The organism is Streptomyces sp. NPDC050416, from assembly GCF_044458845.1.
Classification (GTDB): domain Bacteria; phylum Actinomycetota; class Actinomycetes; order Streptomycetales; family Streptomycetaceae; genus Streptomyces.
In genome coordinates this window covers 532687-547148 of the sequence record NZ_JBITII010000005.1, presented here as the reverse complement: position 1 = coordinate 547148, position 14462 = coordinate 532687, and the positions used below count along the sequence as shown (strand labels likewise).

The window sequence follows — 14462 nt, the reverse complement described above, 5'->3', positions numbered from 1 at the left end:
AGGTTCCGTCCCACGTACCGGCCTTGTCACAGCCGCCACCACCGGCTGTCCGTGTCACCGCCGCCCCGTACTCTGTACGCCACACACTGACGTGTCAGTGATCCAGGGGCGTCACGAGAACGGGGCAGCAGTGCCGACGGGGGAGTACGGGCAGGCCGACGGGACCGGCCGGCTGCTGGCAGGCCGTTATCGCGTCACGGCCCAGCTGGGGCGCGGCGGCATGGGCGTCGTATGGAGGGCCGTCGACGAGGTCCTCGGCCGTGAGGTGGCCGTCAAGGAACTGCGCACCTACACCGACACGGCCGGCCCCGAACTGGCCGGTCTGCGACTGCGGATGCAGCGCGAGGCGCGTGCGGCGGCCCGCGTGCGCCACCCCGGCGTCATCGCCGTGCACGACATCGCCGAGGTCGACGGCCGCCCCCTCATCGTCATGGAGCTGGTCGACGGGCCGTCCCTGGACGACGTCCTGCGCGAGCGCGGCACGCTGGACGCGCGCGAGGCGGCCGGGATCGGCGCCAAGGTCATGGACGCCCTGGCCGCCGCCCACCGGGCGGGCGTCCTGCACCGCGACGTGAAGCCCGGCAACATCCTGCTCGACCGCTCAGGCCGGGTCGTCCTCACCGACTTCGGCATCGCCACCATGGACGACCCCGGCGACGGTTCGGCCACGCACCTCACTCGCAGCGGCGAACTCGTCGGCTCCCTCGACTACCTCGCCCCCGAGCGGGCCCAGGGCGCCGACCCGGGCCCCGCCTCCGACGTCTGGGCCCTCGGCGCCACGCTGTACGCGGCCGTCGAGGGCGCCTCGCCCTTCCGCCGTACGTCCACGTTCTCGACGCTCACCGCGATCGTCACGGAGCCGCTGCCCGAGCCCCGCCGCGCCGGGCCCCTCGCCCCCGTCCTCCAGCAGTTGTTGGACAAGCGCCCCGAGGGCCGCCCGGAGGCGGACCAGGCCCGCGAGACACTCCAGGCCGTCGCGGACTCGTCCGGCACGGACACGCCGACGTCATCGCTGCGAGGGCCGGTGCCCGCTCCGTCCTCACGCCCGGAGACAGAGCGCGGTGTCCCGTCGGTGCCGCCCGGGTTCGGGCCGCCGCAGCAGGCGCGGCCGGGCGCCGCCGGGCCGCACGAGAGTCAGAGCACGCCCGGGTTCGGCCCGGCAGCGGCCTCCGGGGCCGCTGGGGCACCGGGAGCGACAGGGCAGCGGCCGGGAGCTGACGGGCCGGGCACCGGGCAGCCGGCACAAGCAGGCCCCGGCCCGCAGGGCCCGAACGCCGGCCTTCAGACCCCGGGCCCCGGTCAGCAGGCGTCAGGACCGCAGGGTCCGAACCCCGGCACCGAGGCCTCGGGCCCCGGCCCACAGATGTCAGGACCGCAAGGCCCGGGTCCCGGCACCCGGGCCTCGGACCCCGGCACCCAGGGCTTCGGCCCGGCCGCCCCGGGCGGCACCTCGCCGACCGGCCCGATGAACCCGAGCCCTGCCCCCCGCCGCAAGACGACCCGCGCCCTGCTCGCCGCCGCGGCCGTCACGGTCGTCCTCGCAGCGGCCGGCACCACGGTCGCCGTGCTCAGAGGCTCGGGCGGCACGGACCCCGGCAAACGGACCGACGCCGCCGGCGTGGACGCGGCGGCCTCCTCCGAGCCCGGCCGCACCGACGACGGCTCGAACGAGCAGAGGCCCACCCCCCAGGGCGACGAGCAGGGCAGGTCCCCCTCCGAGAAGGCCGAGGACGACAAGACGCCCGAGTCCTCCGGCCGACCCTCCGCCCCGGCCCCGGAGAAGTCCTCCGGCGGCGCCACCACCGGCGGTTCCGGCGACGGCACGACAGGCGGCGGCTCCACCACGCCCGCACCGGTCTGCGACCCCATCGGCGGCGGCAAGTACAACTGCACCGTCTGGAAGACCGCCACGTCGTACACCGCCTCCGGCACCGAGGTCGGCGTCCTCAACGCCGGCACCAACTACTTCTACTGCCAGCAGAACCTGGGCCGGAGGGAGACCGACGGCCGGTGGACCAACATCTGGTGGGCCAGGACGGACGACGACAGCGGCAACACGGACGTCTGGGTCAGCGACGTCTACATCAAGGGCGGCGACAACGACGCGCCCGTCCCCGGACTCCCGGTCTGCTGAGCGCGCAGCGACACCGCCGCGTACCGCTCCAGCCCGGAGGCCGTCACCAGCTTCTCCTCGACGAACAGCCGCGTGCCCCGTTCACACAGCCGCCGGTCGGAGCGGGCCCGTGCGCAGAACTCCTCGGGCACGACACCGAACAGCTCCCGGAAGCGCGGCAGGCCGACGAGCAGCTCGGTGAGCAGCACGCGCTGGCCCGGGTGGGTGCGCGGTACGCCCGTGCCGTCGTGCAGGACGCCGTGCCGGTTGACGTACGCGTACGCGCCCGGCAGGCGGCTGCCGTCCTCGAGGTCGATGCGCACGTCGGGCGAGGGCAGCCAGGCACGGTCGTAGTTGCCCGTCGGCACCGGCACGCCCTCGCTCGCGTCGATCACGGCGAGCTGCTCGGCGTCGAGCCAGATGACGAACAACTCCCGCACAGTGTCCGGGGCGCTGACCGGCGAGGCCGACACGTACCCCATGCGGCTCACATGCGCCGACACGCCGGCGTCGACGCCCGTCACCCGCGCCTTCACCATAGGGATCGGCGACATGATCCCGAACTCCTCCATCTTGTGGCGCAGTTGCCCTGGGCAGGCGTTGGAGCCGATGGCGAGAACGGGGGCGCGGTCCTCGTGCACGAGCCGGTCGAGCGGCAGGTAGCGGTCCCCGTCGAGGAGCCCGGAGCCGGCGGGCCACGCGCCCGGGTAGAGCAGGGGGTGCTCGCGCGGGGCCTCGGCCAGGCCCAGTGCGCGCAGCGTGCGATCGGTGAGGTGCTCCATGCGCTCCGTATGTTCCGTCGGATGTTCCGTGGGATGGTCCATGGGCCGCTCAGGCCGCCGGGGGCAGCTCGCCCGAGCCGCGGGTGATCAGCCGGGTCGGCAGCTCGATGCGTTCGGGGGCGACGAGGGTGCCGTCCAACTGCCGGAAGAGGCGCTCCGCCGCGGTACGGCCGATGGCCGCCGCGTCCTGGGCGACGACGGTGACGCCCGGCTGGAGCAGGTCGGCGAGCTCGATGTCGTCGAAGCCGACCAGGGCGACGCGGCGGGGGTGCTCGGCGAGCACGCGGATCACGGTGACCGTCACCCGGTTGTTGCCCGCGAAGACCGCGGTGACCGGCTGCGGGCCGGACAGCATCTCCTCGGCCGCTCTGCGCACCCGCTCGGGATCGGTCACACCGAGGGACATCCAGGAGTCCGCGACAGGTATGCCCGCGTCCTCCATCGCGGCCCGGTAGCCGCGCAGCCGCTCGGCGGCGGTGTGGATGCGGGGCATGTCGCCGATGAAGCCGATCCGGCGGTGCCCGTGCGCGATGAGGTGGGCGACGCCGTCCCGGGCACCGCCGAAGTTGTCCGACAGCACCACGTCGGCGTCGATGTGCCCGGCCGGCCGGTCCACGAACACCGTGGCGACACCCGCCTTGAGCTCCGGCTCCAGATACCGGTGGTCGTCACCGGCCGGGATCACCACCAGCCCGTCCACCCGCCGCGCGCACAGGGCCAGTACCAGCTCCTGCTCGCGCTCCGGGTCCTCCGCGCTGGAGCCGTTGATCAGCAGGGCGCCGTGCGCGCGTGCCACCTCCTCGACCGACCGGCTCAGCGGCCCGTAGAACGGGTCAGCGAGGTCCTCCAGCACCAGACCGATGCTCGCCGTCCGGCCCTTGCGCAGCACACGCGCGCTGTCGTTGCGGCGGAAACCGAGCGCCTCGATCGCCTCCTGGACGCGCCGCTCCGTCTCCGGGGTCACGCCCGGCTCCCCGTTCACGACGCGGGAGACCGTCTTCAGTCCGACCCCGGCCCGTGCGGCGACGTCCTTCATGGTCGGCCTGGTGCCGTAGCGCGCTGCGGATCGGAGGTTGGTCTGGGGCACGGTGCGGTGTCCTGTCCTGTCGTCCACGGGGGTGCGTCGGTCCTGGGTTTTGTATGAGGATGTGGCGTCGAGCATAGAGCCTGGACAACGTTGTCAGGCTCGGGGGAGACTGTCCACCGCAATCTCCGGACCGTGCTCCGCTGCTGGCCGGCCAGTTCTTTCACCGTAGACGGGGAGTTCCGACACTCATGCACACCGACCTCGTGGCCGCGCTCGACATCGGCGGTACAAAGATCGCCGGCGCTCTCGTGGACGGCCAGGGACGGATCCTGGTCCGCGCCCAGCGGCCGACGCCCGCCCGGGAGGACGGCGACACCGTGATGCGGGCCGTGGAGCAGGTGCTCGGCGAACTCACCGGGGCGCCCCTGTGGGCGCGGGTCACGGCCGTGGGGATCGGCAGCGCCGGACCGGTCGACCGGTTGGCGGGCACGGTGAGCCCGGTGAACGTGCCCGGCTGGCGCGACTACCCGCTCGTCGGGCGCGTGCGGGCCGCGGCCGGGGACCTGCCCGTCGAGCTGATCGGCGACGGTGTGGCGATCACGGCGGCCGAACACTGGCAGGGCGCCGCCCGCGGCCATGACAACGCGCTGTGCATGGTCGTCTCCACGGGCGTCGGCGGCGGCCTGGTGCTCGACGGCCGGCTGCACGCAGGGCCCACCGGCAACGCCGGCCACATCGGCCACATCAGCGTGGACCTTGACGGCGATCTGTGCCCGTGCGGCTCGCACGGCTGCGTGGAGCGCATCGCGAGCGGCCCCAACATCGCCCGGCGCGCCCTGGAGAACGGCTGGCGGCCCGGCCCCGACGGCGACACCTCCGCCGCCGCGGTGGCCGCCGCGGCCCGGGCCGGTGACGCGGTCGCCGTCGCGTCCTTCGAGCGGGCCGCCCAGGCCCTGGCCGCAGGGATCGCCGCGACCGCGACCCTCGTGGAGATCGACATCGCCGTGATCGGCGGGGGAGTGGGCAAGGCGGGCGAGGTCCTGTTCGCCCCCCTGCGCAAGGCCCTGAGCGCCTACGCGACGCTGTCCTTCGTCCGGCACCTGACCGTGGCCCCGGCCCAGATGGGCACCGACGCCGGGCTGGTGGGCGCGGCGGCGGCAGCGCTGGCGAAGCGGACGGACGCGGCCGCGGCGGGGGTGTGAGACCGGGCAGGAACGTTCATGCGGGGTATCTCCGGAGCCCGCCGCGTTTCTGACCCCGGCACGTTCCTGACCCCGGCAGCTCCTGACCCCGGGCAGTCGCTGATGCGGAGGGAACCACTCCGGCGCGGGCGGCATCTGGCCCGGCGTGGGTGTCGGGATGATGTTCTTCGGGCTCGTGTTCATGGGTGGCTGGGCGGCGGCGGCCGGCGCCCTGGTGTACGCCGCCGCCACGCTCGTCCGTGTCTGGCCGGAGGACTGGATGCGGCGCGACGGACACCCCGCGGCGCGGCTGCTGCTGCCGGCACCCGCTTACCTGCGCTTCGACGTGGCGCTCGCCGTGACGGCCTTTCTGGCCGACCTGTGGCTCGTGTCGGTGGTCCTCGTGTTCGGGGCGGACGGCGTCTTCACCGAGGACTGGATGGGCTACCCCGGCATGATGGACCCGACCGGGCACGGATACCAGGCCGGAGTGGTGAACGTGTTGCACGGGACGGCCTGGTGGACCTTCGGGACAGCGGTCCTGTGCCGGTGCTGGATCACGGCCGGCGTGCAGGTCTGCCTCCTGCCGCTCACCGCGTGGTGGATCGCATCGTTCGACACCTACTACACCTGACGGGGGCCGATCCGGAATACACGCTTTCCCGCGGAAAGCGACCGAATGTCAGTGCGATGTGGCACGATCGCGCATGTGAGCAGCAGACCCGCCCCGACGCAGCATCTGCGCGACCTCGCCCTTCTGCGCCGGGTCAAGGACCGGATCGACCGGGAGTACGCACGGCCGCTGGACGTCGAGGCGCTGGCCCGGGGTGTGCACATGTCGGCCGGGCATCTCAGCCGCGAATTCAAACGCGCCTACGGTGAGTCGCCGTACAGCTATCTCATGACGCGCCGCATCGAGCGCGCCATGGCGTTGCTGCGCCGTGGGGACCTCAGCGTCACCGAGGTGTGTTTCGAGGTCGGCTGCTCGTCGCTGGGCACGTTCAGCACCCGCTTCACGGAACTGGTCGGCATGCCGCCCAGCGCCTTCCGGCGCCAGGCCGTCCTCGCCACCGCGGGCATTCCGTCGTGCGTGGCGAAACAGGTGACCAGACCGATCAGGAATCGAGAAGCGCCCGCCCCGGGCCGAAACTAGCGTGATGGCCATGGACCTCACCATTCACGCCAGCTTCCTCCCGCACGACGACCCGGACGCCGCCCTGGCGTTCTACCGCGACACCCTCGGCTTCGAAGTCCGCAACGACGTCGGGTACCAGGGCATGCGCTGGCTCACGGTCGGCCCCGTCGGGCAGCCCGGCACGAACATCGTGCTGCATCCGCCGGCCGCCGACCCCGGCATCACCGAGGACGAGCGCAAGACCATCGCCGAGATGATGGCCAAGGGCACCTACGCCAGCATCGTGCTGGCCACCCGCGACGTCGACGCCGTATTCGAACAGGTGCAGGCGAGCGACGCCGAGGTGGTCCAGGAGCCCGTGGACCAGCCGTACGGCGTTCGCGACTGCGCCTTCCGCGACCCCGCGGGCAACATGGTCCGCATCCAGCAGCTCAAGCCGTGACGGCCCGGTAGCGCCGGCCCACGGATCCACCCGCACCATCCCCGCGCCGCACCTCCGGGCCGGTGCGGGGAGAGCAGATCGCCCGACCGCGACAGCGCCGCCCGACAGAGGGAGACCGATGAGCATGGCCACGAGGACGGACAGAGAGTCGTCCGGACCGCACGTCGCCGACAGCCACGATGTGATCCGTGTGCACGGCGCGCGCGAGAACAACCTCAAGGACGTCAGCATCGAGATCCCCAAGCGCCGGCTGACGGTGTTCACCGGCGTGTCCGGCTCGGGCAAGAGCTCCCTCGTGTTCGACACGATCGCCGCCGAGTCGCAGCGGCTGATCAACGAGACGTACAGCGCCTTCCTGCAGGGCTTCATGCCCAACCGGGCCCGGCCCGAGGTCGACGTGCTCGACGGGCTGACGACCGCGATCGCCGTGGACCAGCAGCGGATGGGCGGCGACCCCCGCTCCACGGTCGGCACCGCCACCGACGCCAACGCGATGCTGCGCATCCTCTTCAGCCGGCTCGGCAAGCCGCACATCGGCCCGCCCAGCGCGTACTCCTTCAACACCGCCTCGGTCCGGGCGAGCGGCGCGATCACCGTCGAGCGCGGCGCCAGGACCAAGGCCCAGAAGGCGACCTTCGAGCGCACCGGCGGCATGTGCAACCGCTGCGAGGGCCGCGGCAAGGTCTCCGACATCGACCTCACCCAGCTCTACGACGACTCCAAGTCGCTGTCCGAGGGGGCGTTCACCATCCCCGGCTGGAAGGCGGACAGCCAGTGGACCGTGCAGCTCTACGCCCAGTCGGGCTTCGTCGACCCGGACAAGCCGATCCGCGAGTACACCAAGAAGGAGATGCACGCCTTCCTCTACGGGGAACCGGTCAAGATCAAGGTCAACGGTGTCAACCTCACCTACGAGGGACTGATCCCCAAGATCCAGAAGTCCTTCCTGTCCAAGGACAAGGAGGCGATGCAGCCGCACATCCGGGCGTTCGTGGAGCGGGCGGTCACGTTCACCGTCTGTCCCGAGTGCGACGGCACCCGGCTGAGCGAGGGCGCCAGATCCTCGAAGATCGACGGCATCAGCATCGCCGACGCCTGCGCGATGGAGATCAGGGACCTGGCCGAGTGGGTCCGGAAGCTCTCGGAGCCGTCCGTGGCGCCGCTGCTCACCGCGCTGCAGGGGACGCTCGACTCGTTCGTGGAGATCGGCCTGGGCTATCTCTCGCTCGACCGGCCGGCGGGCACGCTGTCCGGCGGTGAGGCGCAGCGCGTGAAGATGATCCGCCACCTCGGCTCCTCGCTCACGGACGTCACCTACGTCTTCGACGAGCCGACCATCGGCCTGCACCCGCATGACATCCAGCGGATGAACAACCTGCTGCTGCGGCTGCGGGACAAGGGCAACACGGTGCTCGTCGTGGAGCACAAGCCGGAGGCGATCGCGATCGCCGACCACGTCGTCGACCTCGGTCCCGGCGCCGGTACGGCGGGCGGCACCGTCTGCTTCGAGGGCACGCTCGAGGGGCTGCGGGCCGCGGACACCGTCACCGGCCGTCATCTCGACGACCGGGCCACCCTCAAGGAGACGGTGCGCAAGGCCACCGGCGCGCTGGAGATCCGGGGCGCGTCGGCGAACAACCTCCGGGACGTCGACGTCGACATCCCGCTCGGGGTGCTCACCGTCGTCACCGGTGTCGCCGGCTCCGGCAAGAGCTCCCTGCTGCACGGGTCGATGCCGGCCGACGCGGGGGTCGTCTCGGTGGACCAGAGCCCGATCAAGGGCTCGCGGCGCAGCAACCCCGCGACCTACACCGGGCTGGCCGACCCGATCCGCAAGGCCTTCGCGAAGGTCAACGGCGTGAAGCCGGCCCTGTTCAGCGCCAACTCCGAGGGCGCCTGCCCCACCTGCAACGGCGCCGGCGTCATCTACCTCGACCTCGGCATGATGGCCGGCGTCGACACCCCCTGCGAGGACTGCGAGGGGAGGCGGTTCCAGGCCTCGGTGCTGGAGTACCACCTCGGCGGCCGGGACATCAGCGAGGTGCTGGCGATGTCGGTGGCCGAGGCCGAGGAGTTCTTCGGTGCCGGCGAGGCCCGCACCCCGGCCGCGCACAAGATCCTCGAGCGGCTCGCCGACGTCGGGCTCGGCTACCTCACCCTCGGCCAGCCGCTCACCACCCTCTCCGGCGGCGAGCGGCAGCGCCTCAAGCTGGCCACGCACATGGCGGAGAAGGGCGGCATCTACGTCCTCGACGAGCCGACCACCGGCCTCCACCTCGCGGACGTGGAGCAGCTGCTCGGCCTGCTCGACCGGCTCGTGGACTCCGGCAAGTCGGTCGTCGTCATCGAGCACCACCAGGCGGTCATGGCCCACGCCGACTGGATCATCGACCTCGGCCCCGGCGCCGGCCACGACGGCGGCCGGATCGTCTTCGAGGGCACACCGGCCGACCTCGTGGCGGCCCGCTCCACCCTGACCGGGGAGCACCTGGCCGCCTACGTGGGCGCCTGACGACGTTCCGCGGAGGCCGTGAGACGAGTACACCGAGCTCGTCGCACGGCCCCTGCCTTTTTGGACATAAGCGGCAAAAGTGTGAATACCGGCACACCTTCGAGGGCACTCCGTCCCCTGACCCCTGGTCCCCCCACAGAACGGAGCCGCTGATGATCATCAAGAAGATGCACGAGATGGGCGTCCGCAGCGAGCACGCCTACATGGCCGCCATGGCATCCATCGGCCTCAGTGTCGCCGCCTGGGTGGGCTCCCTGAAGATGGAACCCGGCGTCAACGTCGCCCGCGCCGACCGCTGGGGCATCTTCGTCGGCGAATGGGCGCCCACCTTCTTCGGTCTCGGACTCGCCCTGTCCCACTACGAACAGCACGACGGCACGCTCACCGCGGACGTCCACGAGTTCCGCCAGACGCAGAAGGCGGGCTGAACGGCCCACTCCGGCGAGCGCCCGGCACCGTTCCCGCGCACGCTGGTGCCATGGCGTCCGTGAAACCCGTCGTCGTCTACCCGCCCGCCGCGGACGGTGGCCGGCGGGTGCGCGTGGACGACCAGTTCCTCGGGATCGCCTACGGGCTGCTGGACGTCGCCGAGTTCCTGCGGCGGGCGGGGATCGAGGACGCGGACGAGGCGTACGTGGCGGCATCCGGGCTGATCGAGTGGCGTGGCGGCGGCCCCGCCGCCTGGGGCACCGCCCCGGACGACGACTCGGCGTGACGCCCCGGCTTCGCCCGGTCGGGTCCGGGTGCGTGACCGCGCGGCGGATCCGGCAGTTGAGCCGGGCATGAAGAAGCGCAGCATGCTCGCCATCGCCTCCCTCGCCACCGGGTTCGTCGTCGCGGCGGTCACCCCGTCGCACGCCCTCGGAGAGAACCTCGGCCCTCTCAACATGGACGAGACCCTCCGCACCCTCCCCGACACCGTCGCCAAGGACAGCCTGTCCCTGGACAGGGAGGACGGCGCCCAGGGGAAGGAGAAGGGCTGACGGCTCGCCCGTCCCCGGGCCACGGCGCCGGCGCACCCCAGTGAGGGGGCGCCGGCGCCGTCGTCATGCGCCCTCAACTGCGGCTGGTTTCCGTGGCAGGGTGGAGCGGGCAAGCCTCAGGGGGCCAACAGAAGAGGGGGACCTGTGACCGTCGTCTGGATCAACGGCGCGTTCGGTGCGGGGAAGACCACCACCGCACAGGAACTGATCGAACTGATCCCGAACAGCACGCTCTTCGACCCCGAGGTCATCGGCGGAGCGCTCCGGTACCTGCTGCCGCCCAAACACCTCGCCGAGGTCGGCGACTTCCAGGACCTGCCGATCTGGCGACGGCTCGTGATCGACACGGCGGCCGCGATGCTCGCCGAGCTCGGCGGGACCCTGGTGGTTCCCATGACCCTGCTGCGCCAGGAGTACCGCGACGAGATCTTCGGCGGCCTGGCCGCCCGCAGGATTCCGGTCAGCCACATCCTGCTCGCTCCGGCCGAAACGATACTGCGGGAGCGGATAGCGGGCCGCGAGGTTCCGCCGGACCTGCCGGACGGCGAGACGCGAATACGCCGGTGGTCCTTCGACCACATCGAGCCGTACCGCGCCGCCCTCGCCTCCTGGCTCACCACCGACGCCCACCTCGTCGACAGCAGCGACCTCACGCCCCGCGAGACCGCCGCCCGGATAGCCGAGGCCGTCACCAGCGGGTCCGTGTCCGCCTGCGACATCGTGCAGACGCCCGAGCCCACCGCTGAGACGCTCGCCGCCGGAGTGCTCCTCTTCGACGAACAGGATCGGGTGCTGCTCGTCGACCCCACCTACAAGGCCGGCTGGGAGTTCCCCGGCGGGGTCGTCGAACCCGGTGAGGCGCCCGCGCGTGCCGGAGTGCGAGAGGTCGCCGAGGAGACCGGCATCCACCTCGACGAGGTACCGAGCCTCCTCGTCGTCGACTGGGAGCGTCCCTCGCCCCCCGGATTCGGCGGACTGCGGCTCCTCTTCGACGGTGGCGTCCTCGACTCCGCCGAGGCCGGGCGGCTGCTGCTGCCCGGGCCGGAGCTGCGCGCCTGGCGGTTCGTCACCGAGGAGGAGGCCGCCGACCTGCTGCCACCGGTGCGCTACGAGCGGCTGCGCTGGGCCCTGCGGGCCCGCGAACGCGGAGCGGCGTTCTATCTGGAAGCCGGGGTGCCGGTCGGCTGACGCCGAGCTTTCCGCTCGCCCTTTACCCGGCGCGGGGGATTCCGAGGCAAAAGCAAAAGGAAACGTCCACGGCGCCACTGCCAACCGCTGCCCAAGGAATCTCCCGCACTCCCTCACGCGGCGGGTAATCACACTCCCCGTGCTCGTCAACACTTTTCCATGACCGCAAACAATCCCTTTTCCGGCCCCTGCTCGGCTTGACCGGACTCGCACGCCGTTGCGAAAGTCCGCAGAGTCTCACGGCGGCACTTTCGACCGCCACTCAATTTCCTTGCCTCAGGGGCAGATCCGGGATGTCCGTACGATGACCACGCAACACCAGCCGGCCGACGCCGGCGGCACCGCCCTGCTGGCCGAGCCGTCGACGCAGGACCCCCGACCCGCCGGCACGGCCGTCGCCGGCCGCTCACCGGCCCGCATGGCCTGGAAGCGGATCAGGCGGGACAAGGTCACCACGGCCGCCCTGGCGGCCACCCTCCTGTTCATCGCGGTCGCACTGCTCGCACCGGTCCTCACCGCGCTGACCAGCTGGGGACCGATCACCCCCGACAACAAGGCGATCAATCCCGACACGGGCAACTTCCCCCACGGATCCCTGGGCGGCATCAGCGCCCAGCACCTCCTCGGCGTCGAACCGGGCACCGGCTACGACCTGTTCGCCCGCATCGTCTACGGCCTGCGCACCTCCCTCTACGTGGGTTTCGCCTCGGCCCTGCTGTCCACCGCGGTCGGTGTCGTGGCGGGGCTCGCGGCCGGCTACTTCGGCGGCTGGGTCGACTCCCTGCTGTCCCGGGTCATGGACGTCATGCTGGCCTTCCCGCAGCTGCTGTTCATCATCGCGCTCACCCCGGTGATCCAGAACGCCCTGCAGACCAACAGCCACGGCGGCACCGACGAGAACCTCCGGCTGCTCGTCCTCGTCCTCAACATCGCCGTCTTCGCCTGGGCGTACACCGCCCGGCTGGTGCGCGGACAGGTGCTGTCCCTGCGCGAGCGGGAGTTCGTCGACGCCGCGCGGCTGATGAGCGCCGGCCGGCGGCACATCCTCTTCCGGCAGCTGCTGCCCAACCTGTGGGCGCCGATCCTGATCTCCTTCGCCCTCGCCGTCCCGCAGAACATCACCACCGAGGCGGCCCTGTCGTACCTGGGCGTCGGCGTCATCCCGCCCAACCCCGACTGGGGATCCCTGCTGTCGGACGCCTCCCAGTTCTTCCTCCAGGACCCGATGTACCTCTTCGTGCCCGGCGTCCTGCTCTTCCTCCTGGTCCTGGCGCTCAATCTCCTCGGGGACGGCGTCCGGGACGCCCTGGACCCCCGCGCCCGGCGCGGCTGACAAGCCACCCCCCGAGTGTCGGCCCGGCGGCCCCACGAACGGCCGCCGAGCCCGTAGCAAGAAACGGAGTTTCCTCAATGACGCGCAGCACGCGCAGATCGCGCACGGTCGCTCTCACGGCCTCTGCCGTGGTGATCGCCCTGGGGGCCACCGCATGCGGAGGGTCCTCCGGCAACAGCGCCGGCGGCTCCCCGTCCAAGGGCGGCACGCTGACGATCCTCGACGACGCCGACTTCAACCACATCGACCCTCAGCGGACGTACACCACCGAGGGTTCGAGCATGGACTACGAACTCGTCCGCACCCTGACCGGATGGAACGAGACGGGATCCGCGCCCAAGCTGGTCGGCGACCTGGCCACCGACACGGGCACGCCCAGCAAGGGCGCCACCGTCTGGACGTTCCACCTGCGCCACGGCGTCAAATGGCAGGACGGGTCGGAGGTCACCGCGCAGGACGTCAAGTACGGCGTCGAGCGGGCCTTCTCCCCGGACATCAACGGCGGCCCGCCGTACGCCAGTCAGTGGCTGGTCGGCGGCGACTCCTACAAGGGCCCGTACCAGGGCAAGCAACTGGCCTCGATCCAGACACCGGACAAGTACACCCTCGTCTTCCATCTCAACCAGCCCGTCGCCGACTTCAACGAGACCACCACCATGACCGGGTGGTCGGCGGTCCCCAAGGCCCATGACACCGGCGCCACCTACGACACGCACGTCTGGTCCGACGGGCCCTACATGATCAAGTCGTACGCCAAGAACAAGGAAATGGTCCTCGTCCGGAACAAGAACTGGAGCCAGGCGACCGACCCGATCCGTCAGCAGAACCTCGACGAGATCGACGCGAAGTTCGGGCAGGACCAGGCCGCCATCGACCAGCAGATCAAGTCCGACGGCGGCTCCGCCCAGACCGCGATCACGCAGACGCCGATCGCCGGATCCGACCTGACGACGATGGCGAACGACCCGTCGCTCAAGTCGCGCTACTACAAGATCCCGGCCCCGGGCATCAACTACATGGCGATCAACATGAACCGGGTCAAGGACATCAAGGTCCGCGAGGCGATCGAGTACGCCGTCGACAAGACCACCGTACGCGGCGCCTTCGGCGGCTCGGCCTACGGCAACTACGCCACCACGATGCTCGCCCCCGGGATCGACGGCCACAAGGACTTCAACCTCTACAGCAGCAACCCCGCCGGTGACCTCACCAAGGCCAAGGCCCTGATGAAGCAGGCCGGCAACCCCAAGCCGACGATGTCGCTCGCGGTGGAGAACATCCCCACGCACGAGCACTTCGCCGACGCCGTGAAGACCGCGCTGGCGAAGATCGGCATCACGGTGAACATCACCCCGATCGACAAGAACAACTACTTCAGCACCGTGGACAACGTGAAGAACCAGTACGACCTGACGTGGGGCGACTGGATCGCGGACTGGCCGAACGCCTCCACCGTGCTGCCCACCCTCTTCGACGGGCGCCAGATCAAGAAGCTCCCGCAGTCCAACAACGACATCTCGTACCTGAACGACCCGAAGGTCAACGCCCAGATCGACAAGATCGGCAAGATGACCGACATCAAGCAGCGCAACGTCGCCTACGGGGCGCTGGACGAGCAGATCCTGAAGGACGCCGCCGTGGTCCCGCTGATGTACATGAACTTCAGCGAGGTCAGCGGCTCGAAGGTCGGCGGTGTCATCGACGACTCGATCATGGCCGAACCCAGCCTGGTGCACGCCTACATCAAGCAGTGACGCACCCCCTCT

At 71.1% G+C, this 14462-nt stretch carries 14 protein-coding genes; 12 read left to right on the top strand and 2 right to left on the bottom strand.

The window, feature by feature from the left end:
• Positions 1–130 precede the first annotated feature (130 nt).
• Positions 131–2134: a protein kinase gene (locus tag ACIBL4_RS19130; protein WP_399411593.1), complete on the top strand. Its 2004-nt coding sequence runs from the start codon at positions 131–133 to the stop codon at positions 2132–2134.
• Here the strand turns inward: ACIBL4_RS19130 and ACIBL4_RS19125 are convergent.
• Both ACIBL4_RS19125 and ACIBL4_RS19120 read right to left on the bottom strand, forming a co-directional pair.
• Positions 2080–2895 (bottom strand): hypothetical protein, encoded by an 816-nt coding sequence (locus tag ACIBL4_RS19125; protein ID WP_399411451.1) that lies wholly within the window; start codon positions 2893–2895, stop codon positions 2080–2082. The two genes, ACIBL4_RS19130 and ACIBL4_RS19125, sit on opposite strands and share 55 nt — an antisense overlap.
• A 49-nt stretch (positions 2896–2944) precedes the next feature.
• The gene (locus ACIBL4_RS19120) at positions 2945–4009 is read right to left on the bottom strand and encodes a LacI family DNA-binding transcriptional regulator (RefSeq protein WP_399411449.1); all 1065 of its coding nucleotides are present in this window, start codon (positions 4007–4009) and stop codon (positions 2945–2947) included.
• Between the two features lie 161 nt (positions 4010–4170).
• Here ACIBL4_RS19120 and ACIBL4_RS19115 point away from each other — a divergent pair, with 161 nt between their 5' ends.
• The 11 genes from ACIBL4_RS19115 to ACIBL4_RS19065 all read left to right on the top strand — a co-directional run bounded on the left by ACIBL4_RS19115 (position 4171) and on the right by ACIBL4_RS19065 (position 14450).
• Positions 4171–5124 (top strand): ROK family protein, encoded by a 954-nt coding sequence (locus ACIBL4_RS19115; RefSeq protein ID WP_399411447.1) that lies wholly within the window; start codon positions 4171–4173, stop codon positions 5122–5124.
• A gap of 157 nt (positions 5125–5281) precedes the next feature.
• Positions 5282–5737 carry a hypothetical protein gene (locus ACIBL4_RS19110; RefSeq protein ID WP_399411445.1) on the top strand — a complete coding sequence of 152 codons (456 nt, stop codon included), beginning with the start codon at positions 5282–5284 and terminating at the stop codon, positions 5735–5737.
• A gap of 45 nt (positions 5738–5782) precedes the next feature.
• Entirely contained in the window at positions 5783–6256 is a 474-nt protein-coding gene (locus tag ACIBL4_RS19105) for a helix-turn-helix transcriptional regulator (protein WP_399411442.1), read from the top strand.
• Positions 6257–6266: 10 nt separating this feature from the next.
• Positions 6267–6680 (top strand): VOC family protein, encoded by a 414-nt coding sequence (locus tag ACIBL4_RS19100; RefSeq protein WP_399411440.1) that lies wholly within the window; start codon positions 6267–6269, stop codon positions 6678–6680.
• A gap of 118 nt (positions 6681–6798) precedes the next feature.
• Entirely contained in the window at positions 6799–9192 is a 2394-nt protein-coding gene (locus tag ACIBL4_RS19095) for an ATP-binding cassette domain-containing protein (RefSeq protein WP_399411438.1), read from the top strand.
• Positions 9193–9344: 152 nt separating this feature from the next.
• Positions 9345–9620, top strand: a complete 276-nt coding sequence (locus ACIBL4_RS19090; RefSeq protein WP_399411436.1) for a hypothetical protein — start codon at positions 9345–9347, stop codon at positions 9618–9620.
• Positions 9621–9670: 50 nt separating this feature from the next.
• Positions 9671–9907: a hypothetical protein gene (locus ACIBL4_RS19085; protein WP_399411434.1), complete on the top strand. Its 237-nt coding sequence runs from the start codon at positions 9671–9673 to the stop codon at positions 9905–9907.
• A 67-nt stretch (positions 9908–9974) separates the two neighbouring features.
• Positions 9975–10175: a hypothetical protein gene (locus ACIBL4_RS19080; RefSeq protein ID WP_399411432.1), complete on the top strand. Its 201-nt coding sequence runs from the start codon at positions 9975–9977 to the stop codon at positions 10173–10175.
• Between the two features lie 144 nt (positions 10176–10319).
• A complete protein-coding gene (locus ACIBL4_RS19075) occupies positions 10320–11363 on the top strand; it encodes an NUDIX domain-containing protein (protein ID WP_399411430.1) in 1044 nt (347 codons plus the stop codon).
• Positions 11364–11667: 304 nt separating this feature from the next.
• A complete protein-coding gene (locus ACIBL4_RS19070; RefSeq protein ID WP_399411428.1) occupies positions 11668–12696 on the top strand; it encodes an ABC transporter permease in 1029 nt (342 codons plus the stop codon).
• 77 nt (positions 12697–12773) lie between these two features.
• Entirely contained in the window at positions 12774–14450 is a 1677-nt protein-coding gene (locus ACIBL4_RS19065) for an ABC transporter substrate-binding protein (protein ID WP_399411426.1), read from the top strand.
• Positions 14451–14462 lie beyond the last annotated feature (12 nt).

Bases quoted from the DNA above. Each gene is read 5' to 3' on its own strand.
- ACIBL4_RS19125 (WP_399411451.1), bottom strand. From the start codon at position 2,895: ATGGAGCACCTCACCGATCGCACGCTGCGCGCACTGGGCCTGGCCGAG.
- ACIBL4_RS19115 (WP_399411447.1), top strand. From the start codon at position 4,171: ATGCACACCGACCTCGTGGCCGCGCTCGACATCGGCGGTACAAAGATC.
- ACIBL4_RS19110 (WP_399411445.1), top strand. From the start codon at position 5,282: ATGATGTTCTTCGGGCTCGTGTTCATGGGTGGCTGGGCGGCGGCGGCC.
- ACIBL4_RS19105 (WP_399411442.1), top strand. From the start codon at position 5,783: ATGTCAGTGCGATGTGGCACGATCGCGCATGTGAGCAGCAGACCCGCC.
- ACIBL4_RS19100 (WP_399411440.1), top strand. From the start codon at position 6,267: ATGGACCTCACCATTCACGCCAGCTTCCTCCCGCACGACGACCCGGAC.
- ACIBL4_RS19095 (WP_399411438.1), top strand. From the start codon at position 6,799: ATGAGCATGGCCACGAGGACGGACAGAGAGTCGTCCGGACCGCACGTC.
- ACIBL4_RS19090 (WP_399411436.1), top strand. From the start codon at position 9,345: ATGATCATCAAGAAGATGCACGAGATGGGCGTCCGCAGCGAGCACGCC.
- ACIBL4_RS19085 (WP_399411434.1), top strand. From the start codon at position 9,671: ATGGCGTCCGTGAAACCCGTCGTCGTCTACCCGCCCGCCGCGGACGGT.
- ACIBL4_RS19080 (WP_399411432.1), top strand. From the start codon at position 9,975: ATGAAGAAGCGCAGCATGCTCGCCATCGCCTCCCTCGCCACCGGGTTC.
- ACIBL4_RS19070 (WP_399411428.1), top strand. From the start codon at position 11,668: ATGACCACGCAACACCAGCCGGCCGACGCCGGCGGCACCGCCCTGCTG.
- ACIBL4_RS19065 (WP_399411426.1), top strand. From the start codon at position 12,774: ATGACGCGCAGCACGCGCAGATCGCGCACGGTCGCTCTCACGGCCTCT.